The sequence below is a fragment of the Reichenbachiella sp. MSK19-1 genome, assembly GCF_003590315.1.
In the GTDB taxonomy this organism is placed as follows: domain Bacteria; phylum Bacteroidota; class Bacteroidia; order Cytophagales; family Cyclobacteriaceae; genus Reichenbachiella; species Reichenbachiella agariperforans.
In genome coordinates this window covers 449,207-466,462 of sequence record NZ_MIER01000016.1, presented here as the reverse complement: position 1 = coordinate 466,462, position 17,256 = coordinate 449,207, and the positions used below count along the sequence as shown (strand labels likewise).

The 17,256-nt window shown below is 43.0% G+C and carries 16 protein-coding genes; 11 read left to right on the top strand and 5 right to left on the bottom strand.

Annotated features, from left to right (window positions below; all coding sequences use genetic code 11):
• Positions 1-2 precede the first annotated feature (2 nt).
• From nqrE to BGP76_RS14620, 3 genes are all read left to right on the top strand, one after another.
• Entirely contained in the window at positions 3-614 is a 612-nt protein-coding gene (gene nqrE, locus BGP76_RS14630; protein ID WP_073121519.1) for an NADH:ubiquinone reductase (Na(+)-transporting) subunit E, read from the top strand.
• 154 nt (positions 615-768) lie between these two features.
• Positions 769-1,152: a BlaI/MecI/CopY family transcriptional regulator gene (locus BGP76_RS14625; RefSeq protein WP_073121521.1), complete on the top strand. Its 384-nt coding sequence runs from the start codon at positions 769-771 to the stop codon at positions 1,150-1,152.
• Entirely contained in the window at positions 1,133-2,662 is a 1,530-nt protein-coding gene (locus tag BGP76_RS14620; RefSeq protein WP_119845234.1) for a TonB family protein, read from the top strand. The genes BGP76_RS14625 and BGP76_RS14620 overlap by 20 nt, the downstream gene beginning before the upstream one ends.
• A gap of 74 nt (positions 2,663-2,736) precedes the next feature.
• On the opposite strand, the gene BGP76_RS14615 is transcribed toward BGP76_RS14620, so the two are convergent.
• Positions 2,737-4,431 (bottom strand): hypothetical protein, encoded by a 1,695-nt coding sequence (locus BGP76_RS14615; protein WP_147407481.1) that lies wholly within the window; start codon positions 4,429-4,431, stop codon positions 2,737-2,739.
• Between the two features lie 283 nt (positions 4,432-4,714).
• Entirely contained in the window at positions 4,715-5,338 is a 624-nt protein-coding gene (locus BGP76_RS14610) for an outer membrane beta-barrel protein (protein ID WP_119845232.1), read from the bottom strand.
• Between the two features lie 177 nt (positions 5,339-5,515).
• Here BGP76_RS14610 and BGP76_RS14605 point away from each other — a divergent pair, with 177 nt between their 5' ends.
• Both BGP76_RS14605 and BGP76_RS14600 read left to right on the top strand, forming a co-directional pair.
• The gene (locus BGP76_RS14605; RefSeq protein ID WP_119845231.1) at positions 5,516-6,739 is read left to right on the top strand and encodes a BamA/TamA family outer membrane protein; all 1,224 of its coding nucleotides are present in this window, start codon (positions 5,516-5,518) and stop codon (positions 6,737-6,739) included.
• A gap of 5 nt (positions 6,740-6,744) precedes the next feature.
• Entirely contained in the window at positions 6,745-7,608 is an 864-nt protein-coding gene (locus BGP76_RS14600; RefSeq protein WP_119845230.1) for a hypothetical protein, read from the top strand.
• A gap of 1 nt (position 7,609) precedes the next feature.
• Here the strand turns inward: BGP76_RS14600 and BGP76_RS14595 are convergent, their stop codons facing one another.
• Together BGP76_RS14595 and BGP76_RS14590 are read right to left on the bottom strand one after the other, a co-directional pair.
• Positions 7,610-7,978 carry a peptidylprolyl isomerase gene (locus tag BGP76_RS14595; protein ID WP_119845229.1) on the bottom strand — a complete coding sequence of 123 codons (369 nt, stop codon included), beginning with the start codon at positions 7,976-7,978 and terminating at the stop codon, positions 7,610-7,612.
• Complete coding sequence (locus tag BGP76_RS14590; RefSeq protein WP_119845228.1) at positions 7,975-8,487, bottom strand: hypothetical protein; 513 nt, start codon at positions 8,485-8,487, stop codon at positions 7,975-7,977. Before BGP76_RS14590 ends, BGP76_RS14595 begins: the two co-directional genes overlap by 4 nt.
• A 208-nt stretch (positions 8,488-8,695) precedes the next feature.
• On the opposite strand from BGP76_RS14590, the gene BGP76_RS14585 reads away from it, so the two are divergent.
• Complete coding sequence (locus tag BGP76_RS14585; RefSeq protein ID WP_119845227.1) at positions 8,696-11,272, top strand: GDSL-type esterase/lipase family protein; 2,577 nt, start codon at positions 8,696-8,698, stop codon at positions 11,270-11,272.
• Here BGP76_RS14585 and BGP76_RS14580 read toward each other — a convergent pair.
• Positions 11,269-12,696: a M48 family metalloprotease gene (locus BGP76_RS14580; protein WP_119845226.1), complete on the bottom strand. Its 1,428-nt coding sequence runs from the start codon at positions 12,694-12,696 to the stop codon at positions 11,269-11,271. The two genes, BGP76_RS14585 and BGP76_RS14580, sit on opposite strands and share 4 nt — an antisense overlap.
• A 67-nt stretch (positions 12,697-12,763) precedes the next feature.
• Here BGP76_RS14580 and BGP76_RS14575 point away from each other — a divergent pair, with 67 nt between their 5' ends.
• The 5 genes from BGP76_RS14575 to BGP76_RS14555 all read left to right on the top strand — a co-directional run bounded on the left by BGP76_RS14575 (position 12,764) and on the right by BGP76_RS14555 (position 17,243).
• Positions 12,764-13,309, top strand: a complete 546-nt coding sequence (locus tag BGP76_RS14575; RefSeq protein WP_119845225.1) for a hypothetical protein — start codon at positions 12,764-12,766, stop codon at positions 13,307-13,309.
• Between the two features lie 43 nt (positions 13,310-13,352).
• Positions 13,353-14,045, top strand: coding sequence for a DUF2490 domain-containing protein (locus BGP76_RS14570; protein ID WP_119845224.1), 693 nt, complete (start codon positions 13,353-13,355; stop codon positions 14,043-14,045).
• A gap of 85 nt (positions 14,046-14,130) precedes the next feature.
• Positions 14,131-14,769 (top strand): TetR/AcrR family transcriptional regulator, encoded by a 639-nt coding sequence (locus BGP76_RS14565; RefSeq protein WP_119845223.1) that lies wholly within the window; start codon positions 14,131-14,133, stop codon positions 14,767-14,769.
• Positions 14,770-14,821: 52 nt separating this feature from the next.
• Positions 14,822-16,144, top strand: a complete 1,323-nt coding sequence (locus BGP76_RS14560) for a TolC family protein (protein ID WP_119845222.1) — start codon at positions 14,822-14,824, stop codon at positions 16,142-16,144.
• 28 nt (positions 16,145-16,172) lie between these two features.
• The gene (locus BGP76_RS14555) at positions 16,173-17,243 is read left to right on the top strand and encodes an efflux RND transporter periplasmic adaptor subunit (protein WP_119845221.1); all 1,071 of its coding nucleotides are present in this window, start codon (positions 16,173-16,175) and stop codon (positions 17,241-17,243) included.
• Positions 17,244-17,256 lie beyond the last annotated feature (13 nt).

Sequence of the window (17,256 nt, the reverse complement as noted above, 5' to 3'; positions counted from 1 at the left end):
ACATGGAAGCAATTAATATATTCATAAAAAGCGCATTTATTGACAACATGGTCTTCGCATACTTCTTAGGTATGTGTTCGTTCCTCGCTGTGTCAAAGAAAGTATCTACCGCACTGGGTCTAGGTGCAGCCGTGATTTTCGTATTGACAATCACCGTGCCGATCAACTGGCTACTACAAGAGTATGTATTGAAAGAAGGTGCACTAGCTTGGCTAGGTAGTAGCTTCGAGACGATAGATCTGAGTTTCTTGACTTTCATCATGTTCATCGCGATTATCGCTGCGATGGTACAGTTGGTTGAGATGATTATCGAAAAAGTATCTCCTTCATTGTATGGATCACTGGGTATCTTCTTGCCCCTGATCGCGGTGAACTGTGCGATCCTCGGAGCATCACTCTTTATGGTTCAGAGAGACTATACAATTGTCGAGGCTACAGCTTATGGCTCTGGCTCTGGGTTCGGGTGGTTCTTAGCGATCATTGCGCTAGCAGCTATTAGAGAAAAACTGAAGTACAGCAACGTACCAAACGGACTGAAAGGTCTCGGGATCACCATGATCCTCACAGGTCTCATGGGTATCGCCTTCAAATCCTTTATCGGTATCGTACTGTAAGTACAAAAGATAAGCATGATTACAGAACCTCAGTCGGATGGCTGAGGTTTTTTTGTGTCTATATAGTTGTATAACTAATCTTTTAGTTTTACCTTCATTCTGCCGTTGAGACACATCGGCATTTTTTAAACCCTATATAACTAAACAATTAGTTATGAAAGAACTTACTAAGGCCGAACAACAGGTCATGCAAATACTTTGGGATTTAGACCAAGGATTTGTACACGACATCATCGAGAAAATACCCGAGCCAAAACCCGCTTACAACACAATCTCCACTATTGTAAGAATTTTGGTCAAAAAAGATTTTGTGGGTTTCACAGCTCACGGCAAAACACATGAGTACTATCCCAAAATTTCAAAAACTGATTACAGCAAACAATTTCTACAGACCTTCATAGGCGGGTACTTTGGCGGTTCTTTCAAAAACCTAGTTTCATTCTTTGCCAAAGAAGAAAACATGGATATCGATGATCTAGATGCACTCATGACACACGTGAAACAAAACATAGCAAAAGATGAAAATAGCACTGATTAACTATCTGCTTGAGGCCAATTTCATACTGATTACCACAGGTATCATATACTATGTCTTCCTTCACAAGGAACACAGTTTTCAGCTGAAACGAGTATACATTCTTATGAGCACCTTAGCTGCATGGGGCTTACCATTCGTTCGGCTCAACTACGACAATAATACAGAACCCACACTAGCTGATACAGTACCTATTCTGCACCTGCCTCCTATACAGATTGGAGAATCACAACACATAGTAAATTCAATAAGCTCAATCGATGTAGGACTTTCACTCTATGTTATCGTTAGTTGTATTACGCTAGGAGCATTTCTTTATCAATTGCTTAAAATCATTCAACTTTCATTCCATGCCAAACGGCTAAACGAATACCCCAATTCAGCAGTTTTCATGATCGAATTGCATCCGTCCTTTTCATTCTTTCGGTTGATATTCATAAACAAAAGTGAAGTAGAAGATTCAAATGACAAACACCAAATCATAGCGCACGAAAAAGTACATAGCCAACAATGGCACAGCCTCGACATGATGATACTCTATCTGACTAGAGGTGTGTTTTGGTTCAACCCAATCATATGGCTGTACAAAAATTCCCAGCAAGAAACCCACGAATATCTCGTGGATCAAGAAATAATAAAACGTGAAGACAAATCAAGCTACCAACAACTATTGGCTCAGATGACCATTCGAACCATATATGCTAGTGGTAACTACTTCGCAAAGAGTCAAACTATAAAACGAATAAACATGATGAATGAAAAACTAAAAAAGACCCATTGGTTAAAAACCAGTACTGCCATCGCAGGTTTTACGCTACTAAGTCTGATGGTTGCCTGTAACGACGACTTAATAAACGTAGTAGATTCTGCCGAAATGGTCGCTGATATTCCAGAAAACGCGCAAATGGAACTGGACAGACTCAGAGCTGAATATCCAGATCAAAAATTTAATTACATCCAAGTCGACGCGCCTTCAAAAAGTATAGATATGGATCAAATAGGAATTGACCCCAACACCGTACAATGGATGGATGTCAATAAAAATGAAAACAAAGTAGGACTAATACTAGTCGCCAATGATGATTTTGCACAATTGGTAGAGCACAAAAAAGTAGCTGATGATGTATTCGATATCGTAGAAGACCAGCCAACCCCATCAGGAGGAATGAAAGCATTCTACGAATACATCGGCATAAATCTGAAATACCCTATCGCAGCTAGAGAAGCAGGAGTAGAAGGCATAGTATTCGTCCAGTTCGTTATTGATACTGAAGGAAATGTAACTGAAGCCAAAGTTGTGAAAGGTATTGGAAGTGGCTGTGATACAGAAGCGCTGAGAGTTATTCGAAACAGCCCCCAGTGGAAACCAGGGATGCAAAGAGGAAAAGCAGTCAACGTAAGAATGATTTTGCCTATTACGTATTCATTAGGAAATCCTGCAACAGAAGAAAGTCTAGATATTAAAGTGGAGAAAATAGATGAAAATGTAGAAGTAGACGAAAGGAAAAAATAAAATTTTACCTCGCATAACTAAATAATTAGTTCAGGTTTCAATCACGGGTTGAAACCTGAACTTCACCACAAACATTACCTAAACTCTATTAATTCTGGCCCCTCCAAATCAAAATCCCTAAAACTCAACCTATTGCTAGTTGAGAGTTCATACCAGCTAGAATTCGCATTGAGGGGGAGATTAGGGTAATACCCCAAACGCATAGTGATTGTAGAAATCGCCAGGTTGTCATTGCTAAAAGTCAACCCTACACCCACACCGGCATATACGTCAGTATCAAAAAAATCATTGACCGAATTGCCTACCATGGTCGCTTCTCCATAAATCAAAGCAGCTATACGAAAACTGAGAACATTAAAAGGGGTGAACATCAACGCTTCATATTTGACATTTAACTTACTCGTACCTTTCAGATAAAACCCTGAGACGTTTCTAATCCCCAACTCATTTTGTCCCCGGATATAAATATCCTCTGAGGGATTAATCGCTTGTGAATAAGCAATATCCACAAACTGCCGTAGACGAAACGAGCCCACCCGCTGTAGAGAAGTGAAATAATCAAAGTTCGCATTGAAAGCCCCGTCTTCAATATGGTTACCATCCAAAAATGCTCCTAAGGAGAACTTGCTATTCAGATACCCAAACCCATGAATATAACCCCCTCGACTGTAATTACCGCCTACAAAAAATCTATCTACAAACTCTCTACGCTGAAACCCTACCACCAAACTAACAGCCGCTCCGGACGGAATATCTTCCGTACGACCGTAGTTAATTACATATTTATCCTTGTAGTAGTTCCGTGAGGACAAGCCCACCTGCATCAGATAATTATAGCGATCTTGAAAAATATAATTGCTATCCGCACTTACAAAAGGCTTGTCATAATAGTCCTGCATATCCAAGCCAGCAGACACGACAAAGTTCGTACTATTAGAAAACCCTAACCCTCCTAATCTAAAATCTACAGGTATAGCATGTCCAAGCCACAGCATCGCACGGTTAACACCAAAGTGAAAAGTCTCGGTAAAATCAGCTATAGGGTCATACCTATAATCACCATAAATGAATTTACTAAGCTCCATACCTCCTGCATATCTAATGTTCTGCGTCAAGAAACCTCGATAGCCCGTAACACCAAATCCCTGCTTTCTAAAATGATACGACCAATCAAGGCCTATATCAATATACGTCGCAAAGAGGTTGTTGATATCATAGTAGATTTCACTCCCTCCATCAGATATATAATTATACTCCAGCTTATGCCCTAAGCCAGCGATGTTGACATTGCTCAGCCCCACCAAAGCCCCATTGCCATTGTTAGGACGTATCGCCAGAGCAAATGGGAATACATCTCGCGTGACAACATGTACCTCCACACTATCCTCTCCATAGACAGGGTTCAACATGATACGAGAGGCTCTAATAAAACGCCTAGAACGAAGCAAACGCTCCGAATCCACCAATGCCTGTGCATTGATATAACCCCCTTCCTTAAAAGTCAACATACTCCGAATCACCCATTTTTGGGTATGGATATGTGTTTTGTTGATGAGATTAGTGTACTTGTCAACTCTATTCCTCGTGGTATCGTTAAAACTCGACCCGAAGATATTGATGTGCTTGAATTTAAGAGGTGAAATAACCTTATCCTCATAGGCTAAGAAGCGAAATTCACTCATTCCGTCATCGTATTGTCCGCTTTTGCCATCCTTAGGGTTGACAAAAAGAGCGTCATAAACCATACTAGACATCTTAGATCGTGACATCTTAGTCTCTATAGAATCATAGAAAACCTTGGAACGGTCAAGATCTTTTTTTCGAATATAATAATCTGTAGTATCCCAAATCGGAATTATTGTATCACGACGGATATAAAACACCTCATCCCCCATGAACAAAAAGCGATCAGCTTTGATCTTTACAGAGTCTACGTCATCTCTAGCTGATGATTTTATAATTTGAGCATAAGCGGGAGTCATGCTCCATAAACAGCAAGAGAAAACCACCAATCTCCAAAAAATGACCCTCCTACTCACACAGTTCCTCTGATTACTTCTCTAACCTAAAAATGACTCCTCCACTAAACTCCCCATGCACAATAGGCACTGCAAACGATGAACCACCACCACAACCAGAACCCGAAGCACAATAGATGCCCACTCCATCGAATAACAAAGGCATAAACATTCTAGCTTGCATTTTAAAACCTATTTTCTCTGTTGGAAAAATTTTCACTCCAGCTCCAAGTCCCATCGAAAAAAACACTCGTGTCTCATAACCCTGCTCCTGCGGCGCATAGCTCGTGAGACCAAGACCAAACACCCCATAAGGACGAATAACTTCATCGCCACCCAATGACTTTTCCACGCCAATATGAAAGTTTTCCATTTTGAGCGTGAGGTTATGATAGGGATATAGAATCGCATCATAATCCACTGTCTCCGAGTCCGCAGAACTATTAGTGTACAAAAACCGCACTTGGGTACCATTCCCCATATCATAGCCCAGGGTTAGACCCCAGACTCCTGAATTTTTAACGTCCACCTCTCCGCGGTAATATTCAGCTTTGCCGCTGAGCATATACCCTCCATAACCTGAAAACTCAATCGCTTGAGCGTGAATAAATAAAGGTGTTAACAGAACCCCAATCAAGGCAATCATTGATTTCATCATAATTCTTCTTTTAGGTAAGTGATTGTATAAACTTAATAAATATCTGTGTTTCGAATCCCTATACCCTGACTAGATTATAGGACATGTTTTACAAAATAATGAGTAAGTTAAATCCAGAAACGCTAAAGCCTGTAATCTTCAACCTTGATTAACTTAAATTACACTAAAATAAGATTCATGCGTATCCTATATACACTATTCCTATTGTTGACGATGACCACTGTGCTTCATGCCAGCGATGGCGACAGCACAACTACGAAGAAAGATGGAAAACTCTCCATCATCCCATTGCCAGCAATCGCATCTAACCCGACCAATGGCTGGATGTTCGGCTTAGCGCCAGGGGCTAGCTGGTATATGGGAGACCCCGAGACAACACACATCTCCTCAGGGCTAGGGACGATAATCTATACCACCAAAAAACAATGGATCATCACGGCCAAAACCAATATGTTCTTAGCCAACGACAGTTGGAATCTGCTCGGTGACTGGCGCTATTTTATCACCTCGCAACCTACCTATGGTCTCGGTACAGGTCCTCAGTCTGCCAAACCAACCAATCCTGGAAGTATTACCTACGACCCAAGCCTATTTAGCAGCCCTATACCAGACGAACAAATGATGGATTTTCACTATTTAAGAATTCACGAAACAGTCCTCAAACGGTATCAAAGCACTCGTTTCTATTTTGGTCTCGGTTATCACCTCGATATCCATGCACAGATAGAAGATAGGCTTCTAGATCTTGATAGTATACCTCCTGTGATTACAAGTCACTATGCTTATAGTCGTTCCAAAGATTTCTCTCCAGAAAAATATACTACTTCAGGCATCAGTCTCAATACCCTCTACGACAGTCGCGACAATGCCATCAACCCCTATCATGGTCGGTATGCCTTCGTCAACCTTCGCGTCAATCCAGCGTTTTTAGGAAGCGATCAGTCCTCCAGCCTACTCTGGATGGAGTATCGTGACTATTTTAACCTGAGTCAAAAAAGACCCAGACACATGATCGCCGTATGGACGTATGGCTGGTTCGTGACCTCTGGCAATGTACCCTATCTCGATCTCCCAGCAGTCGGCTGGGATCAGTTTGGCCGATCGGGACGAGCTTACACTCAGGGACGTTTTAGAGGTGAAGATCTCGTCTACGGCGAGATAGAATACCGAGTGCCCCTACAGCGAAACAAAGAAACTTTTGGAGCGGTCGTATTTGTCAACACCACTACGGCAAGCTATCGAGATGGTGATATATCCTTGTTCGAATATTTAGATTTCGGGTTCGGTACAGGTCTACGTGTCATGATTAATAAAAAATCACGCGCCAACTTAAATCTAGATATAGCCTGGGGAGAAGGGGGCGCGTCTGGTTTTTATTTCGGGATAAATGAAGCATTTTAGAAACTATGAAAACTTTACTAATCACCTGGCTATTTTCCTCCGTGTTTTTGTTTGACGTCTTCGGTCAAGAAATCGTACAGCCTACGAAATCATACAAAGGTGGAGAAATCATACTAGCACCTCACTATGGGCTACAATTAGAGATTCCATCTCACTGGACAGGCTACCTCTCTAGAGGCACTGGTATTTTCACCCTGTATAGCGACTCTACCAATGAAGCAACTGCGCTCTATTTTGTCAACGAAACGAGCTTAGACAAAATCAAAAATAACTGGAAATCTGGGTTCGAGTTAGCTCCTCAGTTAGATATCCAGCTTCGCGCTAAACCTACCATGACAGAAGACCTTCTCATCGCCCCCGTTCAAACAAATACGAACAATATGTACAAAGGCTACTTGATTGCTAAATGTGGGCCATACGGCTACTGTGTCATCGTGCTCATGTACACCCCACAGCAATACATATCTGAGTTTGAAAACAAGATCGAGCCCCTGCTCAACCAAGTCTCATTCACCAAGCCAAGGGTCACCGATGCGAATCAAACGTTCGATTGGCGTAAAAACCTGACGGGAAAAATGATTTTCACCTTTGAAAGAGAAGAAAGTTCCAGTCAAGAAAACAAAATATGGCTCTATTACGATGGTTCGTTTAAAAGCAAAACCAAGCGTACTGGAATATTCATAGGCTCAGCAGGCAAATACCACGGCACCAAAAAAGGGAACTACACCATCATCAATACTGAAGGGGATAAACCAGCTACCTTGCAACTAGATTTCTACAAACAACCCGCATTGACTCTACCACTACATATCGTAAACGATCAGTATTACATCAACGACCACCTGGTCTATTTCATGGAGCTAGACTAGACTATTTAGACCTGACCGTCTCGTCGATCACCACCGTGTAGCTATCTATCAGTCTTTCTATTTTTATCTGATTCACCCGTGCTACTTTGATCGTCTGTAGGTCTTGAGTCACTTGATCGGCTACCTCCTCATAGTTTGGATACCTACCTTCACTTCGAGCAGTGAGCATGATCAAATGGTACCCCTTGTTAGACGCATACGGCCCAGTCCAATGCGTATGCGAAATAGGTGCCTTATCGATTTCATTCACAAAATCCTCTCCGAAATGATTGGCCACATACTGACTATTTCGCTTGGTATAAAACGTATGGTATTTAAACAAATCACCACGACCCGAGGCATCATCAAAGCCAATATCGTTTTGATTCAAATATCTTCACGCTCCAGATGAGCTAGTTCCATCGCATGCTTCGCTCCGTGCTTTTTGCTATCAAAAAACACATGCGCAAAAGTGTAATTTGGTAAAATGAAATAGTCTTCTTTGTTTTCTTCAAAGTGTGCCCGTTTTTCGTCCTCAGTCATCACCACTCGCTCCAGCATCATACCATGTACCAACAACTCCATCTTCTCGATTAACCAAGCGCGTATCACAGAATCCTTCTCGCCCAACTCTCGATGGTTGGCCTCTCTAAACATCACCTCATCCCGCACATAATCTGCCACCAAGTCATCCAGATGCTCCCCATCCAAATGTCCCAAACTATCATTGAAACTATCGTGCTTCGTACCATAGCGAAATAGAGAATGGTAGTACAGCGACTCCTTGTCCACAACGATCGTCTTATCATCAGTCACTTCCTGATGAATAAAAAAGTACATCACAGCAGCACCCAGACAGAGCAGTACAAAATAGAGAAATATATTTTTGACAGAAAACATAGAAGAGTGGGTTTGGTTACAGATTGATTCTATTCAAAACTACTTAACTGATCGGATTAAATAAAAATGATTTGACAATTCTCCTTCATCCTTGACAACTAGAAACTAAAAGCATGCAGTTATCAATATTTCACTATTACCATGTTTTTTCCTACCGATTTACAACAATATGTGAAATAGCAGGCCTTCTATTTAATAAAATCAAAGCATGCTTACCTATATTGCAATCAGACAGAACCGCAACGAGCAGATGACCGATACACTACCTAGTCCTCTTGACCAACTGATGCCCAAAGGGGAGATAGTCATTCGAAAGAAGGGAGACATTCTCAAAAAGCAATTCAGCAAAGTAGATCAATTTTATATCCTACTAGAAGGCACGGTACACTTCGATCAGAGCCTACACAGCAATGACAAAGAGCTGCTAGCCGGCATGAGTCAGTCCAAATATGCCCCCATAGGTATGGATGCTTTCATCGCACCCTACCGAAACGAAACCACTGCACGTGTCGCATCGGATGAGGCTCGACTGATTATGTGGCAAACCAAGGACTTAATCACGTTACTCGATGATGACATAGTACTCTCTATTGCTTTTTATACCTTCCTCAACATACAGTCGCACAAATTCGTCGAGGATACCAGTGAGCTATTTGCCAACACCTCCGCGGCATTACAGTCACTGGCGACAGAAACATCATCCGAAGGCTATCTGGCACAACTCGAACGGGACGAAATCGATAAAGTGATATTGCTGCTACAGTCCCCTTTCTTCGAGGCTTTTGACGAAGAGGACTTGGCTGTACTAGCTCAGTCCATGCAGCGCCGAGAATATCTCGTCAATGATGTCATCATCAAACAGGACGAAGAAAAGAAAGGAATCTATCTACTAGAGTCTGGAGAGGTACAATACTCGCGTATGAACTTCAGTATCGAAACCAATAAACCCTATAAAGTCCCCTTTCGGTCGATCTCTACACCTGGCTACCTCATCAGTTCATCAAGCATGCTAGGCATCAAAAGTGCCATGACCTCTCATGTCACCAAAGACGCTATTGTCCTTTATATCCCAGAGGACAACTTGGAAAAGCACTGTGAGCAGTATCCCAAATTCGCCCTCAGTTTTCAAAAGCGCATCCTCTGGCTGATCAACAACCAGTTGCGTGCAGTTCGCACGCGACTCATTGCTACACAGTTCAACGAAGAGCTGCTAGTCGCCAGCACACTCATCAACAGCAACAGTACCAAACTCATGGTGCACTCTCCGCTCCATGCGGTACCGCTACTGCTAGAGAACAAACTAACCATCCCACACGCCATCGAAATCCTCCACCGTACGGAGCTCAAAGGAATCGGTCCCGAAAAAAACCTAGCATCACTCTGCCTAGATAACCTTCACCAGACACAGCGAGAGTCCAACTTCTACCATGCACTACAGGACATCTATAGTAGTGTAGCCGAAAACACGGAGGGAAAATCAGTAGACCAAATACAGTTAGATTGTGTCAAGGCGAGTAAAAAAGCATTTTCTATCCCATCCATCTACCTGAAAGGGTTAGAGAATATGCCTACGGAACAAGGTTGTATATTTATCTACAACCACCTACTCAACGAGCCCTACTACACACTACCCAACCAGTTTCAGATCACGCTCGACTCTCACTACCTCAGTGCACTCGTCTATGAACAGTATGGAGCACATGCCCAACGCATCGTGAGACTAGGTAAATCTGAGGAATACGCACATGAAAACTACTACGACAACCTCGGGTTCATCAGTGTAAGTACAGCCGATTCGGAGGCACTTGTAGAAACAATAGAAGAAAAAAAGATTCGCCACCAGAAATTCTACCACCAGATCAATGATGCCCTCAATGAAGGGAAAAACATCATCATCAGTCCAGAAGGTAGCTCTCACCCGACAGAGCACTCGCCTAGTCATTTCAAATCAGGCTTCTTCAAAGTACTACAAAAAGTCAAGAAAGAACCCCTGATCGTACCGATCGTCATGGCCAACTTTGACAAACGAATCACTGCTTACAAGTTTGCCTGTGAGATCAAGAAGCCCTTCAAGCTCAGTGAAAAAATGAAGGAGTATGGTTGTACTGAAGTCAAACCCTTTCTACGAAAGTATCAGATGGACTTCAGAAACGACACCCAGCAGCTAACCAACGATATCTCTAACGAAACGAGTGTCGAATTTCTCTTTGAAGATGAAGTCGATGCATTGATAGAAAAACTAACAACACATGACGAGCAAGACTGTATCTCTTTCTATGGTAGCAGCACGATACGGCTATGGGATACTTTGGAAAGTGATCTCGCAGACAAAAAAGCAATTAATCTCGGTTTTGGAGGTTCGTCCTATCAGTGGTGTTTGTTTTACTTCGACCGTTTGTTTGAGAATTTTCGTCCTAAAAACTACGTTCTCTACGGTGGAGACAATGACCTAAGCAATGGGCAATCACCAGAAGATATCCTCATGAATTTTTCTCTCCTAACCGAGAAAATAAAAAATCATAACCCAGCAGCACAGATCACTGTAATCTCCATCAAGCCTAGCCCTAGTCGTGAATACCTACTAAGCAAAATCATCGAAACCAACGAACTTCTACGTACACACACTGAGGTCAATGAACACATGCACTGGATAGAAATCTACGAGCACATGCTGACACCAGACGGCAGACCAAGGACGGATCTATTCGTAGATGACATGCTCCACCTTAACCCTAAAGGATACAAAATTTGGAAACAGCACGTGCGTGATCAACTACCATTCTAATCATCGGAATTTTCATCAAAATACGGCCTCTCTGAAACGACCTTAACAGTGCCTTTAATAGAATCTTCATCCGCTGGCAGCCCGTTCAGAATTTTGAGAAGGTTGGGGGAAAGCACATTGTTGGTCCGAGCAGTTAGCTCAGCTATAGATTCTGCATCTACAGACTCTACTAGAGTTAGACGTTTTTGGTATAATCTCGCTTTATCGGATGGTGTCAGCGGATGCAGGGATAGACTAGCTTGTTTAAGTCCCTCTTTGAAGTCTTCACTCCTGATCGCAGTGATCTTAAACACCTGATCGCCATACTGTATCCAGATAAAGTGTACATGCATCTCCTCTCCATCTACCTGCTCCACAGTAGATATTAGGAATGCATCTCTGTTGTTGACCTGTACCGATTCACTTTTCACTTTTTTGTTCAGGTTGTGCGCTCTTTCGATCACTTCGATACCATGCTGCTCTGGTGATTTGGCAGTGTCTGCTAGCATCAGAAAGAGAAAAGCATCCTTGGTTTCATTCATTGCCCCGACAGCATTATGCTGATTGATATATGTCCATCCTGATGGGAAAACCATGCTAAAATCCATGACGGGATGCAAAAACAGACTATCGAAAAATATTCCCTTATCAGGATTCTCACCGAAGGGCAAGTCTGATAAAACATCCAATATCGACTGCTGATGCATCTCATTTAACTGAACTGTCAAACCTGCTATGGCATCATTCAGGTTCTGAATCCGGTCGGGAGTATAAGGGTGACTACTAAAATAATTCTTCTCCTCCACACGCTCGGTACGAGCCTCCTCCCATTGCGTTATCCTTGCCAAAATCGGGCTAAGGGCATTAGGATCGAAACCTCCACGTGTGGCGAGCTGCACACCCAAATCATCCGCCTCCGTTTCATGCTTTCGACTATACTTCGCCTCAAAAAAACTCGATCCCACAGCGATCGGAGTATTGATAATCTGACCTACATCCTCTCCCGCTACTGCTCCAATCAAAAGCCCTGGTAGCTGTAAAACTGCTGGCCAGAAACCCCTTTTCATCTGCCTCACACTATGCCTGCGATGCACATGGATGATCTCATGACTCATCACACAGGCCAGCTGATCCACATCGTCTATCAATGCTAGCAGCCCACGTGTCACATACACATACCCGCCGGGCAGAGCAAAGGCATTAGGGATGGGCTCGTCTAAGATGAAAAACTGATAGACAAAAGGGTTATTGCTTAGCTGCCTGGTGAGACGATTGCCTACCTCACTGACATAGGCGGTCAACTCTTCCTCCTCATAGAGGCCGATTGTCGTAACAATCTGCTTTGCGCCATCTTCTCCGAGTTTTTGATCATAACTCGGTGGCTGTGCAAAAGTAAGAGTTGTAACACCAATCCAGATCAAGCAGATCAAAATTTGCTTTTTCATTCTTGTATCTCCTTTCTATTTATATCTAAATAAGTGACCTTTATTGATAACTACTTCCTTCATAACCATGAAACTTTCTATCAAACCTCTCATTGTCATTCTATTATTCTCTAGCCACTTATCCTACGCACAGGCAGAAGAAGAAACTGTAGAAACGGAAGAATTCAAACGACATAAACTTACATTATTCGCAGGTACTAGTTGGATACCCGAGGGCAGAAATGTAGAAACAAATCAAAAAGAAACGACGCTGGCGCCTACTTGGGGGTATGCCTACGAGTACTGGTTAGGCGAAAAATGGGCCATCGCCAGTTATGGTGACATAGAACTCGTCAACATCAAAGTAGAGGACAGTGATGCCAACCTCGTCGAACGTGAAAATGTAATTGTGTTCACACTAGGAGCCACCTACGAAATCCTGCCCAAGTGGACAGCCTACCTCGGCGCAGGCTTAGAGACAGACCCACACGAGACCATCGCTGTGGCTCGATTCACTACAGAATATGCACTCATCGAATCTAACGGATGGGAAGCCGCGATTTCAGGAAGTTATCTACTAAAAGATTTTTATGATGTTTTTTCTATTGGTCTGGTGATAGGAAAAAGGTTTTAAGCCAATGGTTAAGTGTTTATCTGCTCTCTATTAATTTTAGCAAATGAAAAAATATGTCTTGCTCCTGCTAGTGCTTTCTATGTGTCAAGGACTAGCCGCACAAAAGATCTTCACCCGACACCAAGGCTGGACAGACCTGACGCTATGGTACAAACTGGGGGAAAACACCAAGGTAGGAGGGGACTTTGGCTACCGAACCTCAATGGGCGACTACAAATTTCATCAAATGTACTACAGACCTACGATCAAGTGGTCCAACAACTCTTTGTACAATATCTGCTTTGCGATTTCTAATTTTCAAACCTTCAATACCGAATCCTCGAACCTCAATGAACTTCGTTTTGCTCAAGAAGCCATGCTCTTTTGGCCCAATACCAAAATCCTGAAATTCAACCACCGCCTACGCTTTGAGGAGCGCTTTTTCTATATCAACGAAAACAAAGAAAACCAAACTCGAATGCGCTACCGTTTGAGTCTAGCCCCACCAAATTTCACCCTCTTCGGCAAAGAAAACTTCTATGCAGAGCTCACATGGGAGACCTTTGTAACCCTCACCAACAGTATACAATACTCGCTAGGGAGCCAGCATCGCTGGGAGGCAGTCTTGGGCAACAAAATCACCAAACGATTTAAAATAGGCCTCCACTACATCTGGCAAACTGTGCGAGTGACAGATTACGACTATGGCCTCAACGACAACATCATACGAATCCGGCTCAGCTATACACTCAACTAGCTTCGTAAAAAATTATCTATAAAAATAGTTTTAAACACTTGTTTAAAACAAACATTCAAATTACGTTTGCTGTCCAATAGATACTATGTCCCAAGAATCACTCGATAGCACCGAAATAAAAATCAAAGAAGCAGCACGTGAGCTATTTTCAGAGCTAGGTATGAAAGGGACAACCATGCGAAAAGTAGCCGAAAAGGCCGAGGTAAACGTCGCCCTTGTCAATTATTATTTCAGAAGCAAAGAGAAGCTATTTCTGTCCATTTTCGAGGAGAAATTCAGATCCTATACCAAAGACGGGCTGAGCATCCTCAACGATACCTCACGCGACTTACTAGACCGAATCAAAACATACATCGATCGGCTCAATCATCAAATCAACCATGATCAGGGCTTACCCATATTCATACTTAGCGAGACACACTATAACCCAAATCTACTCGACATGCTCTCTGACCTCAACAAAGAGCAAGCGGCAATAGAAACACAGCAGCTACAAGCGACCTTAGACTTAGATTATCACAGCGGCAAGATTCGACCAATCAAAGCCATTGACTTTCAGATGGCCCTATTTTCCATGATTGTCTTTCCTATTATCTCCAAAAAAATACTGACGAAAACAGGAAAACTAGCAGCGGCTGGATTTGAAAGCTATGAAAGCTACGAACCACACTGGAAAGCCACCACGCTCAGCATCATGGAAGCATTTTTGAAACCCTTGTCATGATCTAAAAAAATTTATTTCTGAGTTAAACAAACGTTTAAAACAATTAATCAAAATGAAAATCAACATTGCAACATTTATTATGCTACTGACGCCACTGCTAAGTCACGCGCAAAAAGTCTACACACTTGACGAATGTGTAAGCCTTGCTCTGGAGCAAAACCTAGAAATAGGAAACAGCCGCTACGACCAGTTGCTCTATGATGAGCAGGTCAAAGAAGTGAAACGCGCTGCACTACCAAAATTAGGTTTCGGGGCAGAGTATGACCTATATACCCAGCTACCCACCACGGTGATCCCGTCAAGTGCCTTCAGTCCAGGGGCCGAAGGATATGCCGCTGCAAGTTTCGGTACGCCACATCAGTCCACCTACGCACTGCAACTGGAACAGGTAATTTTCAACCCTAGTCTCAACGTTGGCATCAAAGCGGCCCAAACCATCAACGAAATGGGAGAAATCCAATACGTACAGACGAAGGAAAATATCACGTTTCGGGTAGCATCTACCTACTACAATGCACAGGTAGTTGCCAAACAAATCGAAATGCTGGAAGACAACAGTCAATCACTCGATACGCTCATTGCTTCTACGCGCATGATGATGCAGAGCGGACTAGTCAATACGACCGATGTAGATCGACTCGTCATCAACAAGTCCAGCTTGGACAACCATACCGCTACACTACAGGCTGATTACATCTATTTGATCAACTCCCTCAAACTCCTGCTCAATATGGATACCGACGAAGGATTGACGATCGAACATCAGTTGAGCCCAGATTTATCTGCACTCAGTTTTCAGGATGCATTCCAATACGAAAACCGTAGTGAAGTACAACTACTCAACAAACAAAAAGAAGTCCTAGATCTACAAGAGAAGCAGATCAACTCAGGCTACCTGCCACACCTATCGGCTGTCGCATCCTATGGAGTGATGGGCTATGGTGACCAGTCCGAAAACTACTACGAGCACTATGACTTTAGCTACGTGGGGCTCAAACTGAACTGGATGTTATTTGACGGCATGGTCAAGAGCTCTCAAAAAACACAAAAGAAAATAGAAATGAAACAACTCAACGCACAATTGGAAATGACCCAGAGAAGCATTGAAAACGAAAGGATCAATGCCCTCTCTAAGCTCAAAGTCCACCAACGTGAGGTTGCCAATCAAAAACAGTCCATGGAGCTCGCTACCAACATCTACCAAAACATCCAGATGCAGTACAGTGAAGGAGTCGTGGGGGTGCAGGAGATCATCGAATCAGAAAATGAACTCACAGAAGCACAAACCAACTATCTCAATTCATGGGTACGCCTCCAGCAAGCCAAACTAGACCTGGCCAAAGCAGAAGGTCACCTATTAACCCACTACAATTAAGTCTCATCATCAAGTCAATCATATAGAAATGGAAATCCAAAAATCTAAAACAAGCAAAATCATCGTCGCAATAGCGGCAGTCACACTACTCGGAGGGTGGACCATCTATTCGCTACTAGGCAACGCTGAAGAAGTCAAAGCACGCGTGTATACTCGGGATTTCTCGATCAAAGTGCCCGTCAAGGTCGCCAAAGTAGAAGAAACCCAACTGGAAGAAACGAGAAGATACTTGGGAACCTTTGAGGCCAATAGAGCCATCACCATCACCTCTCAAACACAGGGAGAAGTACTGGCCATCTCTGCCCAAGAAGGAGACCAACTGCCCAAAAATGGATTGATCGCTACCGTGGATTCTGAACAAATACGTTTTCAGCTCATCGCAGCAACCGCTGCCTACGAAGATGCCAAACGCGAATACGATAGGTACCAAAAACTAACAGACAACAACGCAGTAGCCAAAATCAATCTGGAGAAAGCAAGCTTACAACTGGCCAGCGCAGAGAGCAATCTCAAATTGCTCAACAAACAACTCCGCAACACCAAAATCAAAGCTCCCTTCGCTGGTACTCTAGCTACGCGCACCTTCGATGTAGGGTCAGTACTCGCGCCGGGCAGATCACTCGGGTCACTCATAGACATCTCCCATCTCAAACTCGTCATCAGTGTACCCGAAGATCAAGTGATGGATTTTGAAAAAGGCAAGCAAGTGACGGTCAAATCCGATGTATACCCTACACACTCCTATACGGGTACCATCACTATGGTCAGTGATCAAGCAGACGAAGCACACAAGTTTGACGTACAAGTCAAAATCCAAAACACAACAGAATACCCAATCAAATCAGGGATGTATGGATGGATAGAGCACACAAGCCATCCTCACGGCACAAGTCACACCATCCCAGCGACAGCCATGATGGGTTCCTCCAAAGACGCCAAAGTCTACAAAATCATAGAAGGCAAAGCCATCCTCCAACCCATCAAAGTCGGCATGACCTCTGAGCAAAAAATAGAAGTCAAAGAAGGCCTCACCCTAGACGACATAGTAGTAACCAACGGTCAAATCAACTTGAGCGATGGTGTCGAAGTATCCTACTAATCATAACTCAAAA